The organism is Pseudarthrobacter sp. GA104, assembly GCF_009741265.1.
In the GTDB taxonomy this organism is placed as follows: domain Bacteria; phylum Actinomycetota; class Actinomycetes; order Actinomycetales; family Micrococcaceae; genus Arthrobacter.
The window spans coordinates 2,125,890-2,144,991 of sequence record NZ_WOWL01000001.1 but is presented as its reverse complement, the minus strand read 5'-3'; the positions used below and the strand labels follow the sequence as shown (position 1 = coordinate 2,144,991).

Below are 19,102 nucleotides of genomic sequence, written 5' to 3'. Positions count from 1 at the left end.
CAAGAATCTGGTTATTGTCAGCGTGGCATAGACAGCAGCCTTGGGCGAGTACAAAAGCCCTCCTGATCTGGCGAGGCGAAGCGGCCCGTTGGCATTTCTCCGGTCGTACCCAGGCGGACATCTCAGCGCTACCGCCCTCGTCAGGGGTCTCCTGTACGACATCGCGGTTCGTCTCCCGAAACCAGTCGAGCGCGGGCATCGGACGAGCCGGCTTCCGCGCCTTTGCTTGCCGCTTCAGCGGCGAAGGAGATCGTCCTCTCAACCCCGCCCTTGGGGTCCAGCCATGCCGGCTCTGCGTGCATGGCGGCCGCAGTAAACGTCTTGGTGTAGTCAGCCATCCATGAGGGCCCCATTCTCCGGTCTCGGATAGGTACCCTTTCAGGCTAGGTATTCTGTTTCCCATGCCCCCTTGATGGTGGCTTGGGCGGAACACACTTCACAAACTATGCCCCAACTGTCAGCGTTGGGACCCGGACCATCACGTCTACGTTGCTAGTCGGGATTGTCGGTGAAGGCGGCGATAGCGCGCGCCAGAGCCGCGGGCTGGTCCCGGTGTACGTTGTGTCCGGCGGGCAGGCGAAGCGAGGAGAAGCGCCTCACCCTGGAGGAGAGTCGGTGGATATCCTTCTCGGCCAGCGTTCCTGTGTCTCCGTAGACGAGAAGTACGGGCATCTCGAGCGACTCAAGGTCTGGCCATAAATCTCGTGGATCGAACTGCAGGCGACGTTCCGGGGAGATGGAGGCGAGGTGGTGCTTGAATTCAATTCTTCCGTCTGGGCGCTGGCGGGTGTTCCGTTGAAGCCCGGGAAGGAGAGTTTCCCGGTCCTTCCCCATTCCACTCCTGATTGCGTGCTCCAGGAGTTCCTCGTAATCGGTATAGCTGCCCGGTCCTGCGAGGAGAGCCCGTGCTGGATTGTTCCGCAGTCGTTGAGGGTCTCTTTCGGGCGCGGTGTCGATGATCACCAGAGCCTTCGCCAATTCCCTGCGGAGGGCGCTCAGGGCGATGGCTGTGAGGCCCCCGAGCGAGTGGCCGACAACGACGAGGTTTGAGGTGACGTCTAGGGCAGATGAGATGGCATGCGCCATTGTACGGGGTGTGTAGTCAGCGTCTTCCCGCCATGGGGATCTGCCGTGTCCGGGCAGGTCGAGAGCGAGCCCGGGCCGACGGAGGTGAAGCTGGACGGCGTCCCAGGCGTGGGCGTGGAGCCCAGCGCCGTGCAGGTAAAGCAGTTCGGGGTCGCCGACTCCCCATTGGATAGCGTGCAGCCGGTTGGTGCCCACACCGAGGTGAACACGTCGGACGGGAGGCGGAAGTTGCTGGCCGAATTTTCGGGCGAGGTCGGGCAGGTGTTCGAACTCCGAGGCGGATGGGTCCGGGTCGCCGAACCTGGTTGTGTAACTCAGAAGGACACTCCCTGAAGTTTTGGGCGGAGGTGAGGGCGGGGGACACGGGCCCAACCCCCACACCGCTGTGACCGGTGTGACCTGCACGGGTACGGTGTGGCCGGTGCCGACCACCCGTTGCTGCCTTCGGAGGCGATTTGGGCGGCGACGTGGACGATCCTGTTCTCCTGGTCGCCGCATGTCCTGTTCTTCGAGGATCTGCCAGGCGGGGTTGCCGGAGCGTCCGGCCGGGCGGAGGAAGGAGGCGCGGATGCCGGCGTAGCTAGGCATCATAAATGCATGGACTATCAGGGATGCTATTCGCCGACGACGAGCAGGCAGGGTGACTCTATTTCCTGGTGCCGAAGACCTGGTAATAGGACTACTAGGTCGATGGCCAGTCCGCCCAACTGAATGTCTTAGTAGCCTGGGACGGCAACATGGCCCGTCATGATCCGCCGTGCGGTGCGGAACAACCGGGCCTGGTTTACGGTCAGGTGCACCGCACCATGTTCATCGCTGCCCTGTGTAACTGTGGCCTGCACTTCAAGGAAGCCGGCAGGATGGCGGAGCCGAAATGGCCGTTCGGCGTCGATGCGGGCAGCACTGTTGGGAATGGATCCCTTGATTTGTGCTGCAACCGCTGTGCAGACCCCTCCGGTGACCCAGTAGGCGCGGTGTATGGAGCGCATGGCGAATCCCACAGCCTGCAAAGAGGTCGCTTCGTTTCCGGGGGCATCCGAGGGGTTGGAGATGAGTGCGAGGAACGGAACTCCTGGCGCCTGGCTGGCCGCACCCCGCCAGTCGGGGCACATGCCGAGGTGGGCTGCTACCGTGCCCCTGACCTTTTCGAGGGTGTTCATCAGAACGGGGTCTGATTCGATGGCGTCGGGCGTCATATGGGCACCGACTCCTACGTCCTGTGCTCGGACGTAGGCCACGAGGTTGGCCAAATCCACAATTGTGACTTCGATCTGTCCTAACCCATCAACATCGATCGTGTCGCATGCGTTGCCGGTGGGCAACAGGCTTCCGGTGGTGCTGCCAGCGGTAGAAGCGAAGTCCAGCCAGACTGCAGTGCCGGTTTCACCATTCAGACCTGGGGTTTGCCTGTCATCTACCTCGGCGAGGATCAGGGCTTCGGTGTTAACGTCCCGGATACGCACAAAGGTGCGCCCGTCCCCACCGCGGCGGACGATACCCTCGTCGATGCTGAAGAGGGCCGCTGCGGACGAAAGATTTCCACAGGCGCTGTCACGGGCGATGGTGGCTTCCCTGAAACCGACCTGGAAGAAGGTGAAGTCGACGTCGTAGGTGGGGTCCTTTGAGGGGCCGACAATACCGAATTTGCTTGTGAGAAGGTCAGCGCCCCCGAGTCCATCGATCTGGCGGGGGTCAGAGGAGCCCATGACGGCACGGACCCAATCCTCCAGAGCGTCATCAGGCAGGGGAGGGACATCCTCGGCCCGAAAGAGGACGCCTTTGCTGGTTCCGCCCCGATAGATCGCTGCAGGGTGGACGCCGGGGCTGGCCGTAGGTCTGGCTGTCCTTTCGGGGCCTTGCGTTGGATCGATCATGGGTTTGGTTCCTTTTCGCATCGTTGTTCTATTGGTCGGCCGCCCGGCCAGCATTCGCGGTGGGACTCAGCGCGCCTTCCACAGTGGTGCGCGCTTCGCGGCGAAAGCGTTGCGACCCTCGAGGCGATCCTCGGAGTCGCGAAGGGAACCCCACAGCTGGTTTTCAAGTTCCAGGGCCGCTTCGAGAGGCAGTCCCGCCCCTCTGACGGCAGCCATCTTGGCGGCGCGCACGGACAGTGGAGCTGCACTGCAAATCCTGCGCGCCAGGTTGAGGGCTTCCTCGCGCAGAGCGGATGCCTCGTAGACGTCACTGACAAGACCCACGCGCAACGCCTCTGCTGCGTCTATCCGGTCGCCGGTCAGCAGCATTTTCATGGCAATGGCTTGCGGGATGGCGCGCGGTAGTCGCTGGGTTCCGCCCTGGCCAGCCAGGCTGCCGACCTTAACTTCACTGAGTCCAAACTGGGCCGTGTCGGAAGCGATCCGCAGGTCGCAGGCAAGTGCGATCTCCAGGCCCCCGCCTACAGCCATGCCGTTGATAGCCGCGATGACAGGCTTCGTGAATCCGATCGGCGGGGTAAGGCGAATGGTGCGCCCGTTCAAAACGCTGGAGGCAAAGGACTCGCTGGGCGGCGGGGTCTGCTTGAGGTCACTGCCCGTGCAAAAGAACCTATCCCCCGCACCCGTGATGACGACCACCCAAACATCATCATCGGAAGCAAAGTCCTGCCATGCCTGAGTCAGGGCCTGGACCATTGGCGGGTTCAGGGAGTTGCCGGCGTCGGGGCGGTCCAGGATCAGGAGTGCGATGTGGTTTTCGCGCTCCACCCGCAGGCCGGTGATTTCGGCGGTGTCGATGGTTGTCATTGGTCTCCTCATTGCTTACTTGATGAATTCAGGTAGTGGAAAGGGTCTCAGCAGTGTCGATAACAGCGCCGTTGCGGATCAGAGAGTCGATTTCCACATCGGAATGGCCGTTCTCACGGAGGATCTCTCGGGAGTTTTCGCCTACCAACGGCGCCGGTCCCTGGACCGCGCCGGGGGTTTCCGAGAGCTTGATAGGAATGCCGACTGTTTTCACGACGCCCTTGGGGTGCTGCAGGGGAATGATCATGTCATTGGCCTGAATTTGGGGGTCCATGACCAGTTGGTCGTATTCGACGACAGGAGCGCACATCAGGTCGCTGGCTTGCAGCTTCGCGAGCCAGGAGGAAGTGGTGTCGCTGATGGTTGCTCGTTCAATGTTCTCGCGGAGTTCGGATCGGTGCGCCAACCTCTCGGAGTTGGTGGCGAACCTTGGATCATCCACGAGTTCGGGCCGGCCGATGGTCCTGCAGAACTTCGGCCACCGCTCGGGGGTATACGCCGCAACCATGATCGCGCCGTCGCTGGTTCTGTAAGTTTCGTTCGGCGTGCTGTAAGCCGCCCCGCTGCCCTTCGGAGTGGGGACAGTCCCTGTGTGCATGTACATAGAAAGCGGGATCATCTGCAGCGCCAGCAGGGAATCGAAAAGCGATACTTCCACATGCTGGCCGCGGCCGATATCTCCACGAGCCAGCAGGGCCAGCAGTATCCCCTGAACCGCCTGCAGGGCGGCCGACATGTCAGCCACCGGTACTCCGACTTTGACGCGTTCGCCGTTCTCAACCCCGGTGATGCTCATGAGTCCTCCGATCGCCTGCGCGATACCGTCGACCCCGGGCTCATCCCGACGTGGCCCGCTGGGCCCGAAGGCCGTGATGGAACAGTAGATAAGCTGTGGATTGATCTGGCGGGCGGCCTCGTAGTCCAGCCCGAACCGGGCCATCACCCCGGGCCGGAAGCTCTCTACCAAAACATCACTTTTGCCTATCATGTCCCGGACAAGAGCCTGGGCGTCGGGCCGCCGGAGGTCAAGGGCGAGGCTGCGCTTGTTCCGGTTCATCGGGACGGCGGCCACAGCGGTGCCATCATGCCAAAATGGGGGACCGAGGGTCCGGCCCCATTCGCCGTTCTGGGGCTCTATCTTTGTGATCTTGGCCCCGTGGTCGCCAAGGATTGTCGCGGCAGTAGGACCTGCGGCACCCTGCGATATGTCGAGCACCCGGATGTTATCGAGCACGCTCATTTTTCCTCCAGTAGTCGAAACCGCGGTACGCCCAGATCGGCTCCGGCATCATCGAAGTAGACTTTCACCCGACCGCCTACGATGACGCGTTCAAGATCGGTGCATGCAATGTTGCTGATCATTCGTGGGCCCTCGTCGAGTTGGACGATGGCGACCGCGTATGGGACCGCATCCTGCAGCTGCTTTCCGAACGCTTTCCTATAGACGGTTCGCGCGAATATTTCTCCGTTTCCGGATACTTCGCTCCATTGGGTCTGGGTCGAAAGGCAGGACGGGCAGACCGGGGCGATGGGATAGCGCAGATGGTCGCATGAGCGGCAGCGCTGCAGCACTAGGCGGCCTTGGCCCGCTGCCTTCCAGAAAGGGGCGTTAAGGGGGGTTACGGTCGGTGAGGGCCAGGCAAACGTAGAATCTGACATTCTCCTTTTCCTTCCTACTTTGTAAGGACCAGGGCGCTGGCGCAGTTAAGGAGCATGCCGCGGCCGGTGACCAGACATACATCCGCCTTGGGAACCTGTCGCTCGCCAGCGGTGCCGCGGACCTGATGTACGCCCTCGATGACAGTGAGCCACCCTTCCGGGTGGGCTGCCGAAAGGTGTCCGCCGTGAGTGTTGATCGGAAGGGATCCACCCGGTCCGATTCTGTCAACATCGACGAAAGACCCGCCTTCACCCACCGCGCAGAACCCTGCGTGCTCCGCCCACATGACCGTGCTGATGGTGAAGTTGTCGTAAAGTTGTGCGACCTGGACATCCTCAGGGCCGATTCCCGCCGTCTTGTACGCGCGTTGGACCGCCGTTCGTTGGTGGGGCCCGTACCACCAGTCTGGGTGACCCAGTTTTTGTGCAGTGAAGGCCTGCCCCATGCCTGCGATCTTCACGGGCCGCTGACGCAGGTCTTTCGCGCGCTCGGCCGAGGTAACGATGACGCAGGCGCCGCCGTCCGTGATGAGGCAGCAGTCCAGCAGGCGGAGAGGTTCGGCGATCCAACGGGAGGAGAGGTGATCTTCCACTGAGATCGGCTCCCGCATAACTGCGTCGGGGTTCCGGGCAGCATGTGCCCGGGCTGCGACCGCCACTTGCGCGAGTTGTCTCTCAGTGGTGCCATAGAGCGACATGTGGCGGCTTGCTGACAATGCGCTCCAAGCGATGGCGCCGGTGGCTCCCCATGCGTCCCAAGAGTCCTCTTCACTGCCGTGGGCCTGGTCGCTAATGCGAACGGACTCCCCGGTGCGCGGCACGTCGCCGAAGACGCACGCAACTGCGGTCGCGGCGCCGGTTTGTACCGCCATGGCGGCAAGTTGGATGAGGTTTCCTGCTGAGGCCCCACCCTGCATCATGGTCCCGGTAGAGGCAGGGTTTATGCCTAACGCCTCGCCCAAGCGCAAGTAATCCAAGGCATATCCGAATTCGGTTGTGCCCGGTTCGGTGAGTAGTCCGTCGATGTCGTCGCGTTGCAAGCCACAGTCGTCCAGCGCGCGTTTGAAGGCGTCAATAGCGACGGTGAGATTCGTTTCGCCGGGGAGTTTGCCCTGCGCGGTGACACCAACGCCGGCGATTACCGGTTCATGTTCCACTTGTCACTTCTTCCTTGAGTGGTGGAGGGGGTCACAGGCTACGACCACCGCAAACGTTAAGGTGCTGGCCGGTGATGTACCCGGCTTCATCAGCGGCGAGGCTCTGCACGGCCCAAGCGATTTCCTCGGGCTCACCGACGCGACCCATGGGAACGGTGGCAGCCAATTCCTCCTGGCGCTCTTTGCTTAGGTCGTTCTCAAACAGTGGTGTCTTCATCAGCGCAGGCACTACGCAGTTGGCGGTGACACCATGGCGCGCACCCTCGAGCGCCAGGGTACGAGTGAAACTGATCAGCCCCCCTTTCGAGGCGGCGTAGTTGGCCTGGCCGAAGCCGCCCAGCCAAGCGCGAGAACCAATGCTGATGATGCGTCCATGCCGTTGTTCCAGCATGGGCGTCAAAGCGGCCTGCGAGCAGAGGAAGGGGCCCTTAAGGTTGACCCTGATGACGGCGTCCCATTGTTCTTCGGTCATCTTCCGGATGGTTTTGTCCCGCGCAATACCCGCGTTGTTGACAAGGATGTCCAAACGGCCATAGCGCTCAACTGCCGTATCGACCCAGCGGCGCGAGTCCTCAGCGGAGCTCACGTCCCCAGAGACGGCGAAGACCTCAGCACTGGCTTCCGCAGCGATTCTTGCGGCGGCCTTCTCGACTTCGTCGTCCTGAAGGTCTGCGATAACGACGATGGCCCCGGCGCGAGCTAGGTTGGCGGCGATGGTATACCCGAGCCCTTGTGCTGCACCCGTAACGAGCGCGACGCGTCCTTTTACAGTCATGGTCTTTTCTCCTGGTGATCCGGAAAATCATCGATGCGCCCGTGTGGGACGCGAGATCGGAATCGAAGGCGGGCAACTAATCGCAACGGCACGTTTTCGCGCTCGGCCTTCAGTGTTCCTCCCGCTTGGGGAAGTCTCTTGTTTTAACAGTTTGAGCGTCCATGAGTACGTAAGTCAAGTAGTACCTAGAAGAAATAGTACGCTATACGTACTACTCGATATGAAATAATGTTCAGCATGCCCCTTAAGAACGGTTCCCCTGCACCGAAAAGCATCACGGCTTGGACTCAAGCGTCTTGGAATGACCCCCTCTACCTCCTCAGTAGACTCGGCCGGCAGTGCACGAAAATGTTCGCAGAGGCGTTGGAGGATCTTCAGCTCAAACCGCGCCATGTGTCCGTCCTCCGCTACGTGTCCTTGCGGGAGGGCGCGTCACAGCGAGACCTCGTGGAAGGACTCTGGTCTGACTCGAGTTCTGTAGTTAGCCTCCTTGACTACGTCACGGAACTTGGCCTGGCCGAACGACGGCCAAACCCAAATGACCGCCGCGCCTACGCGCTATTCCTCACCAAGAAGGGCTATCAGGTTCTGGCTGAGGCGGAACAAATCTCAGAGCGCGTGACGCAGAATTTCTTCTCGCGCCTGTCCGAAGAACAGCTGGACCAGCTGCGGGAATTACTCCAAACGGTGACGGCAACTTCACCAGATGACGTATAGTGCCGTTGCCGCTTCAGTGGTGCAGGAATGGACGCTGACTGACCATCAGCGGGCGTGAGCTGCCGGTACTGAAACTCCGTTCGAACACCGGGGAACCCCGCGGCCCTCTTTCCGGAGCCAATCCCTAGTTAGACGTGAGTGTTGCGTTCAGGAGGGTTCGTCGCTGAATTCTTCCCCCCTTGTGAAACAGTGCCAGGCGCCAAGGGGACTCCTGGCCTGTCGGCCTCGACAGCCCCTCCCCAGTCACCCGGATTCCTTGCAGCGCATGTCAGGAGCTCCAGGACCTTGATCCCGCTTCAGCAGCCTCTGATGTGCAACGAGGCGCACGCCGTCCAGCCGCTCCTGCGTACCTGCCCGTCGCACCAAGAGCCTTATCGATTACCTCGATAGATCCGGCCTCCTTCCCTTCCTGACGCAGGGGAGGAAATTCCCTTGGAAGCGGCTCTGGGGATAGTTTCGCCTGCAATTTCAGCAGGGCAGCCGCTTATTCACCAGCACGTGATCAGGTTTTCCAAACAACATGATCAGGCGAGGATTGGCGAGACTCACAGTAAATAAGCACCTACTGTGACCCGGGGGAGCGGGGTACCGAGGCGGCAGCCTTCCGGACCCAGTGAAGCTGAAACCATTTTTCAACGTCGATAAGGGCGCCGGGGACTTCACCCGGACATGATCGCCTCCCGACTCGCCCACGAGTAGCAGAGGCGGACCAGGTATTGCGTTTGAGGCCGAGACATCAGAACGACCTTCACGTCAACGCATCGTGGCCACGAGGGAAGACGACGGCTGTACTCCAAAACAGGGTTGGTAGTGGCGCACCGCTGATCGCCCAGGTCCTACAACCGGGGATATTCTCACATCTTCCCGAACAGCAGTCCGGGGCGATGCGGCTCGGCGAGCGTCGGAACTGCCATGGGCGTCGGCTAGCGACCACCTCCTATTGATACGCATTGCGTACTATTCGTTTTGTGTACCGCTTGACACATGGACTATTTGTACCCCAAGCTTGTATGACTTCCCTCACAACATTCGAGAGCAGTCACATGCATGCATTTCGAAACACTCGACGGCATCGTCGCCCCGAGACCCCTGGCTCTTTCGGCTTGCTGATGGAAGCTTCAGGGGAAGCGAAAAGTTCGAACTCAAAAACGTTCATGCGCCGCTTATCGAAGGTTTTGAACAACACGTGCCTGGTTAAACGCCCTGCCCCTGGGTCAATTGCGTCGCACGACTACAGGGTGGATGCGGAAGCCTCCAATCCCACACTCCGGGTGCGGATTGCCCAGCCCGCACGGGAGCCAAGGCGCCGGCTGAACAAGGCGCGATCTAGGCATCATGTGCAAAAACATTCCGCCCATGGAGGGCCTCAGTGAGGACTGCTCCCATGCCGCAAGGATAAAAACCGTAGTTCGGCCGTTCCGGACCGAAGGCCATCGCTACTGGGACATCCTTCTCAACCGTACTTATTCACCGAAAGGACCATCACGTGGCTATCCAAATCGCCGCCTTGGCCATCCTGGCGCTCATCTTCATCATCGGGACATGGAAACCAATCCATCTCGGACTACTAAGCCTGACTGCGGCATTTGGCGTGGGCTTCTTCCTCGCCGGCGAGACCTTCAAGGAAACCATGAGCGGTTTCCCCGTGGGCATTCTCGTGCTGCTGGTCGGAGTTACCTACCTCTTCGCCATCGCCCGTGAAGCCGGTGTCGTCGATTGGATCATCCACCGGGCCCTCAGGCTCATTAGGGGCAAAGTCGCCCTGATTCCCTTAGTCTTCTTTGCTTTGGCCGTACTTCTGGCATCGATGGGCTCGCCGCTGACCTGTGTTGCCCTGACGCCGGTTGCCATGATTTTCGTTGCCAGACACAAGATTGACCCCGTACTTATGGGCTTGGCTGTTACCTTGGGCGGAACCGCCGGAGGCTTCGCGCCTACAAGCCTGTACGGTCTGATCACGAACCGCATCGCCGCCGAGAGCGGCATCGAGCCAAACCCCCTCATGCTCTTCGCCGCCGGCATCGCCTTCAACACCGTGCTCATGGCCTTTGCATTCCTGGTCTTTGGTGGCCGAAAGCTCCTGAAGGACACCGGGACCGACGATGAGCTCGCTTCTGCCGGACACGGCATCCCCGCGCCTTCACCAACGCCGGGAAGTGAATCCGGCGCAGTGAGCGGAACCCGCGCGTCTACCCTCGAACGCACCACCGTGACAGCAACCGATTCACTCATACCGACAACAACGCCCAAGCTCAACATCTTCCAGAAGGTGTCCCTAATATCATTGGCCTGCCTGGTGACTTTGGTGGTCGTTCTGTCGGCCCTGAACCTCCCAACCGACGTCGGAGTCCTCGCCCTTGGCCTGGCCGTCCTCGTTTCGATCCTCTTTCCCTCGCGGACCAAGCCGGCACTCCGGGGCATCGACTGGTCCACTATTCTGCTCGTCGGCGGCATCGTCACCTACGTTGGAGTTCTCGAGCGGGTCGGCGCCATGGAACTGCTCGGACATGCAGCGGCGTCGGTCAACCAGCCGTTGCTGGCAGCCTTCGTCATCTGCCTGGTGGGGGCATTCATCTCAGCCTTTGCATCCACGACCGGCATCCTCGGAGCCCTCATTCCGCTCTCGCTTCCACTCATGGCCACCGGCAACTTCGTCGGGTACGGACTGATCGTTGCACTCGCCCTTTCAGCCAGCCTCGTAGACACCACCCCCTTCTCCACTGCAGGTGCAACTGCAGTCGCCAGCGCCCCCGAGGAGGAGCGGCCGCGCATGACAAAGATCTACATGCGCTGGGGCTTCTCCATGATCATCATCGCGCCAATCCTCACCGTCACTACGCTCGTGCTGCCCACGATGTTTTAGTCGCACAGCCCACAACCCTGGTCACGGCCTAGGTGCCGTGACCCGGGTTGTGTTGGCACCGGGAGGCAACATTTGCGCAACAAGCAAATTCAAGACCCTGCATCTCCTCCATAACCACCGCCAGTTCCAACCCACCGCCGCCGGCGGTTGATTCTGATGCGTGTATGTCGCACCGTGGAAAACGAGTTGACTTCGCCGCTGCACCCGCCAGGCTCGACGCTGTTCCTACCTTCCCTCAGCTGACTCAACGACCGTGGTCGGTGTCACAGAATTCCCGACGGTGACAGCATTCGTGGGTTCGGTGCACGGCCATTTTCACGGGAAGGAAGAATCCCGCCTCGCTGTTGCCACTGCGAGGACCCAAGAACGCTCTCCGGGAAGGAATAGACCTTTGAAACAGAACATCAGCCAGGATCCCCGAACTGGGCGACAAAAATGGACATACCTCCAGATTGGCGACCCGGTGAATGTCACCGACAGGTCCGGGTTCGTGTACCAAGCTCGGATCGAGACCATGACCGAGGAAGCTGACATCATCTGGGTAAGACGAAGCGACGTCGGTACGCGACACTTACTCAGCAACGTTGATGGCGTTAAGATAAGCCTCAACCGGTAAACGGTACCGGGGCCTGCTGCATTCGCCAGTAGGACGATCGAGTCGGTGCAGTCTACGGGCTCCCACCCCAATCTAAATGCCGACAATGGAGATTTCGTCAAATAGCTTGGTGCCAGATTGGTGTTCATCAGCCACAAGCGGCACGTTTCCGGCTCCCACTTCGGAATCCCCCGGGGCACAGCAAAGGGCGCGCCCCGTTCGCTGAGCACGCCCTTTGGTGTGGTCTGGGTCAGTCCTTCTTAAAAGCGTCCTTGACCTTCTCGCCGGCCTGCTTCAAATCGCCTTTAGCCTGGTCGGCCTGACCCTCGGTCCGCAGGCTCTCATCGCCCGTAGCGGCGCCAGCCGCTTCCTTGCCCTTACCGCCGGCCTTCTCGGCAGCGTTTTCAATCTTGTCGCCCAATCCCATGGTGTTTCCTCCTCTGGTTGGCAGCCGTTCGCATTCGGCTACAAACATAATAAGCATGCTTAGAATCTTGTTTTCAAGCCCCTCGAACGTCTAGGCTCCGCAGGAAGGGTGGCAGGTAGGTCTGGAATCACCTATTACATGCATGGAACGTGCAGCTTAGCGCGACCGCAGCCGTCTCGTGAAGTGATGCTGCTGCCGGGGCGAGCTCTCTTCGCTGCAGGCAATGAAAGGCCGGTCAGCGCCCAGATTCTCCATGAGACAGGGCTCAATATAGCCCCTTCTGGATCCGGGCCTAAAGAGCCGATAGTGGATATTCCGTCAACTTGCCGCAGCTGGGCGAACCCGTGCTTGCTGATCACGCGGCCGGAACTGGTTGCGACTTTAGTCCGTCCATGGCTGGGGTCAATTCAGGTTATCCACGGCTGGAATTGGGAGCCATTGGGGTAGCTCCCTGACAGCAGTAGCGGTGGATAACCTAGGAGAATTGTCCCCGGCTGTGGACGGGCGGACCGGACTTCTCGGTCAAACGTAGATCAATTCCGGTTGCTCGGAGGACCAGGCAAGGAACCGTGTGTCAGCTTTGGGTGTACTCCATCCGCACACTGGAGATCACGTTGTGAAAGCTGCATGCACTCCCTGCGCCAGGAGTCTATTCGTACACCTGCTTTGAGCCGCCCTATTGGATTAGTTGGGAACTGTGTAGATAACAGCGTGTTCGGGCTAGACACACCTGGTGGCTTATACCAATGTCTTGCTGTCTTCCGGGAAGTCTGGCGCAGCCGCTCCCGTCAGGAAACCAAAGAACGTCTTCCATATCTCTAACTTCGCTGAGGCGGACAGCGGTCGTTCTCGTCCTCACCCTTCGACTAACTATAGGAACAGCAGGTAGCACGTCAGGAGATACGCTGCGGCATCCTCGTCAGGAAGACAGGACCTGGAACCTTGGCCGTCCGGACTTACAGCACAGGTGCCTTACGGAATCACATACGAAGCAGAATGGCGCCACTTCCGGCAGTTCGCGGTCATCTGGTGCGGGCTACCGGTTGCTGAGGTCGACGCCGCGGCCTTCGCGCAGCGAGAGCACCGTCGCGGCGCCGACGAGCAGCAGGGCGATCGTGTACAGTGCGAAAGCGGCCGGGCCGGCGTCGCCAAACCAGACGCCGAATCCGGCCTGCAGGTAGGCTGCCGTGCCGCCGAAGGCCGCGACGCAGAGGGCGTACGGGATGGCCACGCCGATGGTGCGGACGGCGGTGGGGAAGAGCTCCGCGTACACCGCTGGCATGATCGAGGCGGATCCGGCGATGAAGACCAGCATGGCAGACATGGCCAGACCCAGCTGCACGGGCGAGTCCCGGACGTGCCAGGTGGCGGGGAAGAAGATCAGGGCACTGCCGATGCCGCTGATGAGCAGGACCGGTTTGCGGCCGATCCGATCCGAGAGCCGGCCCCAGAGCGGCAGGGCCATGATGAACACCAGGTTGGCGGCCACGCCGGCCCAGAGGGCCTCCGCCGCGTCAATCTTGAGCACGTTTATGGCGTAGGCGGGGGTGGAGACGCCCCAGACGTAGTAGGCGACGGTCAGCCCGACGGTGAGGCCGATGACCTGTAAGGCCTGGCGCCAGTGTCGGGCCAGATCGGCGAACAGGCCACCACGAGCCGGGGCGGGGTGGCCGGGGACGACGGCGTCATGGGCGGCCGCTTCGGATTTGAAGAGTTCGGACTCTTCCATGCGGGAGCGCATGACCAGGGCGACCAGCCCGAAGACCGCGCCGAGGAGGAAGGGGATGCGCCAGCCGTAGGCGGACATGGCGGATTCCGGGATGGCGCTGGAGAGGACTGCGCCCAGCAGGGTGCCGAACAGGATGCCGACCGTTCCCGAAGCGTAGATCAGCGATGCCCAGTAGCCGCGCCGGGAGGGCGGCGCCATTTCCGACAGGTAGGTCTGGGCGCTCGGCAGCTCGCCGCCGTGCGCGAGGCCCTGGATGAGCCGTGCGATGAGCAGCATGAGGGACGCGCCGGCGCCGATCGAGTCGTACGTGGGGGTCAGGCCGATCACCAGCGAGCCGACCGAGGCCAGGCCGACGCAGAGCGTCAGCGATGCCTTCCGGCCGACCTTGTCGCCGATCCAGCCGAAGATGAATCCGCCGAGCGGGCGGGCCACGAAGCCGACCGCGAAGATCGCGAGCGTTGCGAGGAAAGCGCTGGAGGGGTCCTGTTTGCTGAACAGCTGGGAAGCGATGAAGGAAGCGAAGGTGGCATAGATGGCCCAGTCGTACCATTCGACGGCGTTGCCGGCACCGGTTCCAATCAGCGTCTTGATGACTTTGGAGCGGGGCGGCCGGATCTCTGGGGCGGACGCGTCGGCCTGCTTGGCGGTGTGGGGGCGGGGGAAGGACATCGAAGTCTCCTGGAAAGAGGGGGATAGGGAAAGGGAAAGTTTGATCAGGCGGCCGCGAGGCGTTCGAGCGCCAGACGTGCGTATAGCGCGCTGCCGTCGGCCAGCACTGCGTCGTCGAAGACGGCGAACGGCGAGTGGTTGTAAGCGGCCTCGGTGGAGTTGGTGCCTTCCGGCACGGCGGAGAGGAACAGGAACGCCCCCGGCACCTCGGCCAGGACACGGGAAAAGTCCTCCGATCCGGCCAGCGGATTGGCCAGCTCCCGGTAGCGCTCCGGGCCGAACAGTTCGTCGACGGCGTGCCGCGCGAACTCGGACTCGGCGCCGTCGTTGAGGGTCAGCGGATACTCTTCGATGTAGTCGACCGTGACCTCCAGTCCGTGGCCTTGGGCGATGGCGCCCAGCAGCCGCGGAATCGAGGTCTTCAGCCGCGCCTTGGCCTCCGCGGAGAAGGAACGGATGGTCGCTTCGAAGCGGGCCGTGTCGGGGATGACGTTGCGCTTGGTGCCCGCCTGCAGCATGCCGACGGAAATCACGACCGGGTCGAACACATCGAACTGCCGGGTGACCATGGACTGCAGCGCCATGACCATTTCTGCGGCCACCGTCACAGGGTCCTTGGCGGCGAAGGGCGCAGAGCCGTGTCCACCTGCCCCGTGGACGGTCACGACCAGCCCGTCCGAAGAGCTCATCACGGCGCCCGGTCGGGAGAGGAAGGCCCCGCTGTCACTGAGGGCGCTCATGACGTGCAGCGCGTAGGCGGCATCCGGGCGGGTCCCGGCGGCATCGAGGACGCCTTCGCGGATCATGACACCGGCTCCATCGAAGCCCTCTTCGCCGGGCTGAAACATCAGGACAACGTCGCCCCCCAGCTGGTCCCGCCGGGTCGCGAGCAGGGTCGCCGCACCGACGAGCATCGCCGTGTGCAGGTCGTGGCCGCACCCGTGCATGGCCCCGGGGATCTCGGATGCGTACTCAAGGCCCGTCTTCTCCTGTACCGGCAGGGCGTCCATGTCGCCGCGCAGCAGCACTACCGGGCGCTGCATTCCGCTGTCAGGTGTTCCCGCAGTTCCTCGCAGTATCGCCGTCACGGAGGTGGTGTCCGTGCCCGTGGAGATCTCATAGCCCAGACCGTCGAGGGCGGTGAGGACCTTCTCCTGGGTGCGCGGAAGATCCAGACCGATCTCCGGCTCACGGTGCAGGCGATGGCGCAGGTCGGCGATATCGCCGGCCAAGGCCGCGGCGTCTTCACGCAGGGCGACGGTCAGGTCGGCGGACGATGCGGGTAAAGCCAAAGCAGTCCCTTTCACTGGAAAACAGATCCCTTGAGTGTGACGTGCCCCCGCTCACTTGATGACAATAAAGTGAGAAAATTGCATGACTGTGCCACTAAACCGAAGGATCCTGTATGGAGCTACCCGCCGAGGACCTCGAACTGATTCACGCACTCCAGCTCTCTCCACGCGCCACCTGGGCCCAGCTCGGATCCGTGCTGGGCCGGCATCCCCCAACCCTGGCCGCGCGATGGGAGCGACTGCGCTCGAACGGCCAGGCCTGGGTCACCTGCCATATCGGAACCGCCGAAGGCCAGGGGTGCGTCACCTTCGTCGGCCTCCAATGCCGCCCCGGGCACCGGAAGAAGGTACTGGAACGCGTATGCGCGGTCCCTGAGATCGGAACCATCGAGGAAGCGGCCCGGGCCTGGGACCTGCGATTGACCGTCCTGGCGCGCAGCTGGGAGCAGGTGACCAGGGACGTGCTGCCCCTGGTGCGCACCAATCCGGACATTCTGCGCAGCCAAGTGACCCTGGCGACCAGGCTTTACTCGGCCGGAAACAACTGGCGCCTGGATGTCCTGTCCCCCGAGCAGCAGCGCCGCATTGCTGCCTTACATTCTGGCGTGGTGCGTCCTCCCGGAGCCACGCCTCCGACACTGCCCCAGCTGATGACTGTGCTGGCCGGGAACGGACGGGCCTCGGCAACCGAGATCGCAGCTGCAACCGGTACCCATCCGACGACCGTGGCCCGGCACCTGCGCCAGGCCCTGGAAACGGGCCTGGTGGCATTGCGCTGCGAACTCGCCCAGGATTACTCGGGCTACCCCATCGGATGTCAGTGGTATGTGCGCGTTCCGCCCTCGCAGCTGGAGGCTGCGGTCAGCTATCTGCAGTCCCACCGGACTCTGCGGCTGTGCGCCGCTACCACGGGAGATGCCAACCTGACGTTCTATCTTTGGCTGCGGACCCCTGGCGCCATTGTCGACGTGGAAACCGGGCTCCAGAAGGCGGCGCCAGGAGTACAGGTCATCGAGTCCGATGTCGGGGTCCGTACCCACAAGCGCACAGGATGGATGCTGAACGAGGACTCCACCGCAACCGGCGAAGTGATTGTCGGCACCACTGCCGGCTAAGCGCGGCTCGCCGAAAACGGTTCCGGCTTCTGGGTGAGTAAACTCGGCGTGGGCCTATGCCAAGGAAGTGGTGCAAGGAGGTCCAGCATGCTGACCGCCCTCGATGAGCCCGCAAGAAGTCGTATCAGTCGATATCGGCGCCCCGCGAAAGTGAGGTTGCTCGGCTACCTGCGCAAGTACGAATCAGACGCTGGCATTGGCTCCGTGATCGGCCGGATGCTGCTCTTCACCCCTTTCGTCAACTAGCGCGGCCCATCTTATGGTCCCGGGGGCAGTGCGGGGAGGGCAGTACTCGAGCAACGTAGTGCAGACAGCGTCAGCACTATCCGTCCCGTTCTGATGGGGGAGCGGCACCGGGCATTCTCAGTAGTCCGTCGATGGTGCGGTTAGCGGTTGAGCCAGCCTTTTAAGAAGTCGGGTTTGACGCCTGCAGTGTTATGAACAGTTCGCTCGATCGCCGATCCGGGTTCCCCTGGTCGGGATGCCCTCTACCTTCCGTTGACTGCTGCATCTTGGTCTCGGCCTGCCGGGTTGGCTCCGGAGATCCGACGCGTCGACTGTAGTTCTTGTTGCGCACAAGCGTTCTGCGTTTCATAGCCTTCTTGTTCTTGGACGAGTTACAGAGATCAGCCGGTGAAGTGAACGAGCCGGGCCTCAGTTCTGAGGGCGCCTTCTCCGGAGGACCTTCTGAGAAGGGTCAAGTTCATAAAATAACGTCCAGATCGTCTGCGAGCCGTCGAGGGCTGGCATGATTTCCCCACGCTGAATGTAGCGGAAGGGCATCGGACAGTCGTCTGGTCGCCACCAGCCACTGCTGGGCGCAAGGTGTCCGGTCGCTGCGGTGGTCGTCGAGCCATGGCGGCGGTCTGTGAAAACTTTCATGAGAGCCTGTCCAGTCCTTTGATGTGGTTCCCTTGGTTTCAGGAGGCGTTGCACGTAGAGGCCGCGGCCAGTGGGAGCCAGCCTTTGAGGTCCTTTACGCATCGTCCGCCTTGGATGATGGCTCCAATGTTGGACGGGTCCGACATCAGGGCGATGTCCGTCAGGGGATCGATATCCGTTATGACCAGGTCGGCGAGTTTGCCGGCCTGCAGGGTGCCAAGGTGGTCGTCCAATCTCATCAGTTCAGCCGCGTTCTTGGTGGCTGCGACGATGGCTTCCATGGGGGACAGGCCCAGTTCGACCATGTACGCGAGCTCTTTCAAGTTCTCACCGTGGGGACAAACGCCAGCGTCTGTGCCCATGGCAACCTTCACACCCGCTTTGAGAGCCTTGCCGAGATGTTCGCGGGCGATGCGGGACCACAGCACCTTTTTCTCGTACAGGTACGCCGGGACGTTCGCGGGGTCGGGGACGCGCAGTGCGGAGCTTAGGGTCGGGACAAGGAAAGCTTCCTGCTCGTGCATGAGCGCGATACCTTCATCATCGATCTCATATCCGTGTTCGATGCTCGTCACCCCTCCACGCAGAGCTTCGAGAATGCCGGCGGCGCCCTGGGCATGTGCCGCGACAGGCTGGCCGCTGCGGCGGGCTGTCTCGTTCTTTATTAGCCGGACTTGGTGTTCAGGAACGCCAAGATCGTGGGGCGTGTCCGAAGGGCTTGATACGCCGCCTGTGGTGCAGATCTTGATGACATCAGCCTCGGAGCGAATCAGTGTCCGAACGGCATGGCGCATTTCGTCGTCCGAATCTACAGTCATCAAGGCCGCGAGTGACATGCTCCTTGCACCGTTGGGCATGCACGTGTCGGCGTGTCCCCCGGTGGGGGAGAGCGCAGCAACAGCCAAATGAAGTCGCGGGCCGAGGATGGCACCGCCCTCTATCGCTCTGCGGTAGCCGGCGTCGAGACCGCCGAGGTCCCTGGCCGTGGTGATGCCGGCCATAAGGGTGTCGTGGATGATCCCTGCGGCGGCCAGGACGTTTTCGGACTCGAACCGTGCGGCGCGCTGTGCCGGGGGTGTTTCCAACGATAGCGACAGGTGCACGTGAGTATCGATGAACCCCGGCAGGAGCGTTTTTCCTTTGAGGTCCACGGTCGTTGCTTCAGCATGGTCATCGGTGTCAACCGGTGGGCCGGCATAGAGGATGCGATCACCGTCAATAATGACTTCTGCGTCATCGACAGGTGCTGCGCCGGTGCCGTCGATGAGTCGGGCTCCCGTGAGCCTCAGGACGGCGCCGGTGGGAGAGGGGGTCAAGGGAAGCCGTGCTTCGTGCATCACAGTACTGCCTTACGTCGCATAGTTAGGGGGTTGGTGTTCTTGGCGTCAGGGGCGG

Annotated in this window: 16 protein-coding genes; 4 read left to right on the top strand and 12 right to left on the bottom strand. The window is 61.8% G+C overall.

Annotated elements, in window-relative coordinates; all coding sequences use genetic code 11:
• Positions 1–140: 140 nt before the first annotated feature.
• The 8 genes from GK109_RS09755 to GK109_RS09720 all read right to left on the bottom strand — a co-directional run bounded on the left by GK109_RS09755 (position 141) and on the right by GK109_RS09720 (position 7,418).
• The gene (locus GK109_RS09755) at positions 141–338 is read right to left on the bottom strand and encodes a hypothetical protein (RefSeq protein ID WP_157240088.1); all 198 of its coding nucleotides are present in this window, start codon (positions 336–338) and stop codon (positions 141–143) included.
• 154 nt (positions 339–492) lie between these two features.
• Entirely contained in the window at positions 493–1,584 is a 1,092-nt protein-coding gene (locus tag GK109_RS09750; RefSeq protein WP_231755023.1) for an alpha/beta fold hydrolase, read from the bottom strand.
• Between the two features lie 218 nt (positions 1,585–1,802).
• Complete coding sequence (locus GK109_RS09745) at positions 1,803–2,960, bottom strand: PrpF domain-containing protein (protein WP_197432440.1); 1,158 nt, start codon at positions 2,958–2,960, stop codon at positions 1,803–1,805.
• A gap of 66 nt (positions 2,961–3,026) precedes the next feature.
• On the bottom strand, positions 3,027–3,827 hold the full coding sequence (locus GK109_RS09740) for an enoyl-CoA hydratase/isomerase family protein (RefSeq protein ID WP_157240085.1): 801 nt from the start codon (positions 3,825–3,827) through the stop codon (positions 3,027–3,029).
• A gap of 28 nt (positions 3,828–3,855) precedes the next feature.
• On the bottom strand, positions 3,856–5,067 hold the full coding sequence (locus tag GK109_RS09735) for a CaiB/BaiF CoA-transferase family protein (RefSeq protein WP_157240083.1): 1,212 nt from the start codon (positions 5,065–5,067) through the stop codon (positions 3,856–3,858).
• A complete protein-coding gene (locus tag GK109_RS09730; RefSeq protein ID WP_157240081.1) occupies positions 5,064–5,486 on the bottom strand; it encodes a Zn-ribbon domain-containing OB-fold protein in 423 nt (140 codons plus the stop codon). Before GK109_RS09730 ends, GK109_RS09735 begins: the two co-directional genes overlap by 4 nt.
• Before the next feature lie 14 nt (positions 5,487–5,500).
• The gene (locus tag GK109_RS09725) at positions 5,501–6,643 is read right to left on the bottom strand and encodes a thiolase family protein (protein ID WP_197432439.1); all 1,143 of its coding nucleotides are present in this window, start codon (positions 6,641–6,643) and stop codon (positions 5,501–5,503) included.
• A gap of 31 nt (positions 6,644–6,674) precedes the next feature.
• Complete coding sequence (locus tag GK109_RS09720) at positions 6,675–7,418, bottom strand: glucose 1-dehydrogenase (protein WP_157240079.1); 744 nt, start codon at positions 7,416–7,418, stop codon at positions 6,675–6,677.
• A gap of 237 nt (positions 7,419–7,655) precedes the next feature.
• Here GK109_RS09720 and GK109_RS09715 point away from each other — a divergent pair, with 237 nt between their 5' ends.
• Positions 7,656–8,135: a MarR family winged helix-turn-helix transcriptional regulator gene (locus GK109_RS09715; protein ID WP_197432438.1), complete on the top strand. Its 480-nt coding sequence runs from the start codon at positions 7,656–7,658 to the stop codon at positions 8,133–8,135.
• A gap of 1,486 nt (positions 8,136–9,621) precedes the next feature.
• Positions 9,622–10,998 (top strand): SLC13 family permease, encoded by a 1,377-nt coding sequence (locus GK109_RS22360; protein WP_157240076.1) that lies wholly within the window; start codon positions 9,622–9,624, stop codon positions 10,996–10,998.
• 845 nt (positions 10,999–11,843) lie between these two features.
• Here the strand turns inward: GK109_RS22360 and GK109_RS09705 are convergent.
• The 3 genes from GK109_RS09705 to GK109_RS09695 form a co-directional block, all read right to left on the bottom strand.
• The gene (locus GK109_RS09705; protein WP_137320645.1) at positions 11,844–12,020 is read right to left on the bottom strand and encodes a CsbD family protein; all 177 of its coding nucleotides are present in this window, start codon (positions 12,018–12,020) and stop codon (positions 11,844–11,846) included.
• Between the two features lie 1,036 nt (positions 12,021–13,056).
• Positions 13,057–14,418: an MFS transporter gene (locus GK109_RS09700; protein WP_197432437.1), complete on the bottom strand. Its 1,362-nt coding sequence runs from the start codon at positions 14,416–14,418 to the stop codon at positions 13,057–13,059.
• 44 nt (positions 14,419–14,462) lie between these two features.
• Positions 14,463–15,710, bottom strand: a complete 1,248-nt coding sequence (locus GK109_RS09695) for a M20 family metallopeptidase (protein ID WP_370460504.1) — start codon at positions 15,708–15,710, stop codon at positions 14,463–14,465.
• A 113-nt stretch (positions 15,711–15,823) separates the two neighbouring features.
• Between GK109_RS09695 and GK109_RS09690 the strand changes: the two genes are divergently transcribed.
• Both GK109_RS09690 and GK109_RS09685 read left to right on the top strand, forming a co-directional pair.
• The gene (locus GK109_RS09690; RefSeq protein WP_157240074.1) at positions 15,824–16,825 is read left to right on the top strand and encodes an Lrp/AsnC family transcriptional regulator; all 1,002 of its coding nucleotides are present in this window, start codon (positions 15,824–15,826) and stop codon (positions 16,823–16,825) included.
• An 87-nt stretch (positions 16,826–16,912) separates the two neighbouring features.
• On the top strand, positions 16,913–17,071 hold the full coding sequence (locus GK109_RS09685; RefSeq protein WP_157240072.1) for a hypothetical protein: 159 nt from the start codon (positions 16,913–16,915) through the stop codon (positions 17,069–17,071).
• Between the two features lie 674 nt (positions 17,072–17,745).
• Here the strand turns inward: GK109_RS09685 and GK109_RS09680 are convergent.
• Complete coding sequence (locus GK109_RS09680; RefSeq protein WP_157242812.1) at positions 17,746–19,044, bottom strand: amidohydrolase family protein; 1,299 nt, start codon at positions 19,042–19,044, stop codon at positions 17,746–17,748.
• Positions 19,045–19,102 lie beyond the last annotated feature (58 nt).

Coding starts and splice junctions, on each gene's coding strand:
- GK109_RS09755 (WP_157240088.1), bottom strand. CDS start 338: ATGGCTGACTACACCAAGACGTTTACTGCGGCCGCCATGCACGCAGAG.
- GK109_RS09750 (WP_231755023.1), bottom strand. CDS start 1,584: ATGCGGCGACCAGGAGAACAGGATCGTCCACGTCGCCGCCCAAATCGC.
- GK109_RS09745 (WP_197432440.1), bottom strand. CDS start 2,960: ATGATCGATCCAACGCAAGGCCCCGAAAGGACAGCCAGACCTACGGCC.
- GK109_RS09740 (WP_157240085.1), bottom strand. CDS start 3,827: ATGACAACCATCGACACCGCCGAAATCACCGGCCTGCGGGTGGAGCGC.
- GK109_RS09735 (WP_157240083.1), bottom strand. CDS start 5,067: ATGAGCGTGCTCGATAACATCCGGGTGCTCGACATATCGCAGGGTGCC.
- GK109_RS09730 (WP_157240081.1), bottom strand. CDS start 5,486: ATGTCAGATTCTACGTTTGCCTGGCCCTCACCGACCGTAACCCCCCTT.
- GK109_RS09720 (WP_157240079.1), bottom strand. CDS start 7,418: ATGACTGTAAAAGGACGCGTCGCGCTCGTTACGGGTGCAGCACAAGGG.
- GK109_RS09715 (WP_197432438.1), top strand. CDS start 7,656: ATGCCCCTTAAGAACGGTTCCCCTGCACCGAAAAGCATCACGGCTTGG.
- GK109_RS09705 (WP_137320645.1), bottom strand. CDS start 12,020: ATGGGATTGGGCGACAAGATTGAAAACGCTGCCGAGAAGGCCGGCGGT.
- GK109_RS09700 (WP_197432437.1), bottom strand. CDS start 14,418: ATGTCCTTCCCCCGCCCCCACACCGCCAAGCAGGCCGACGCGTCCGCC.
- GK109_RS09690 (WP_157240074.1), top strand. CDS start 15,824: ATGGAGCTACCCGCCGAGGACCTCGAACTGATTCACGCACTCCAGCTC.
- GK109_RS09685 (WP_157240072.1), top strand. CDS start 16,913: ATGCTGACCGCCCTCGATGAGCCCGCAAGAAGTCGTATCAGTCGATAT.
- GK109_RS09680 (WP_157242812.1), bottom strand. CDS start 19,044: ATGCACGAAGCACGGCTTCCCTTGACCCCCTCTCCCACCGGCGCCGTC.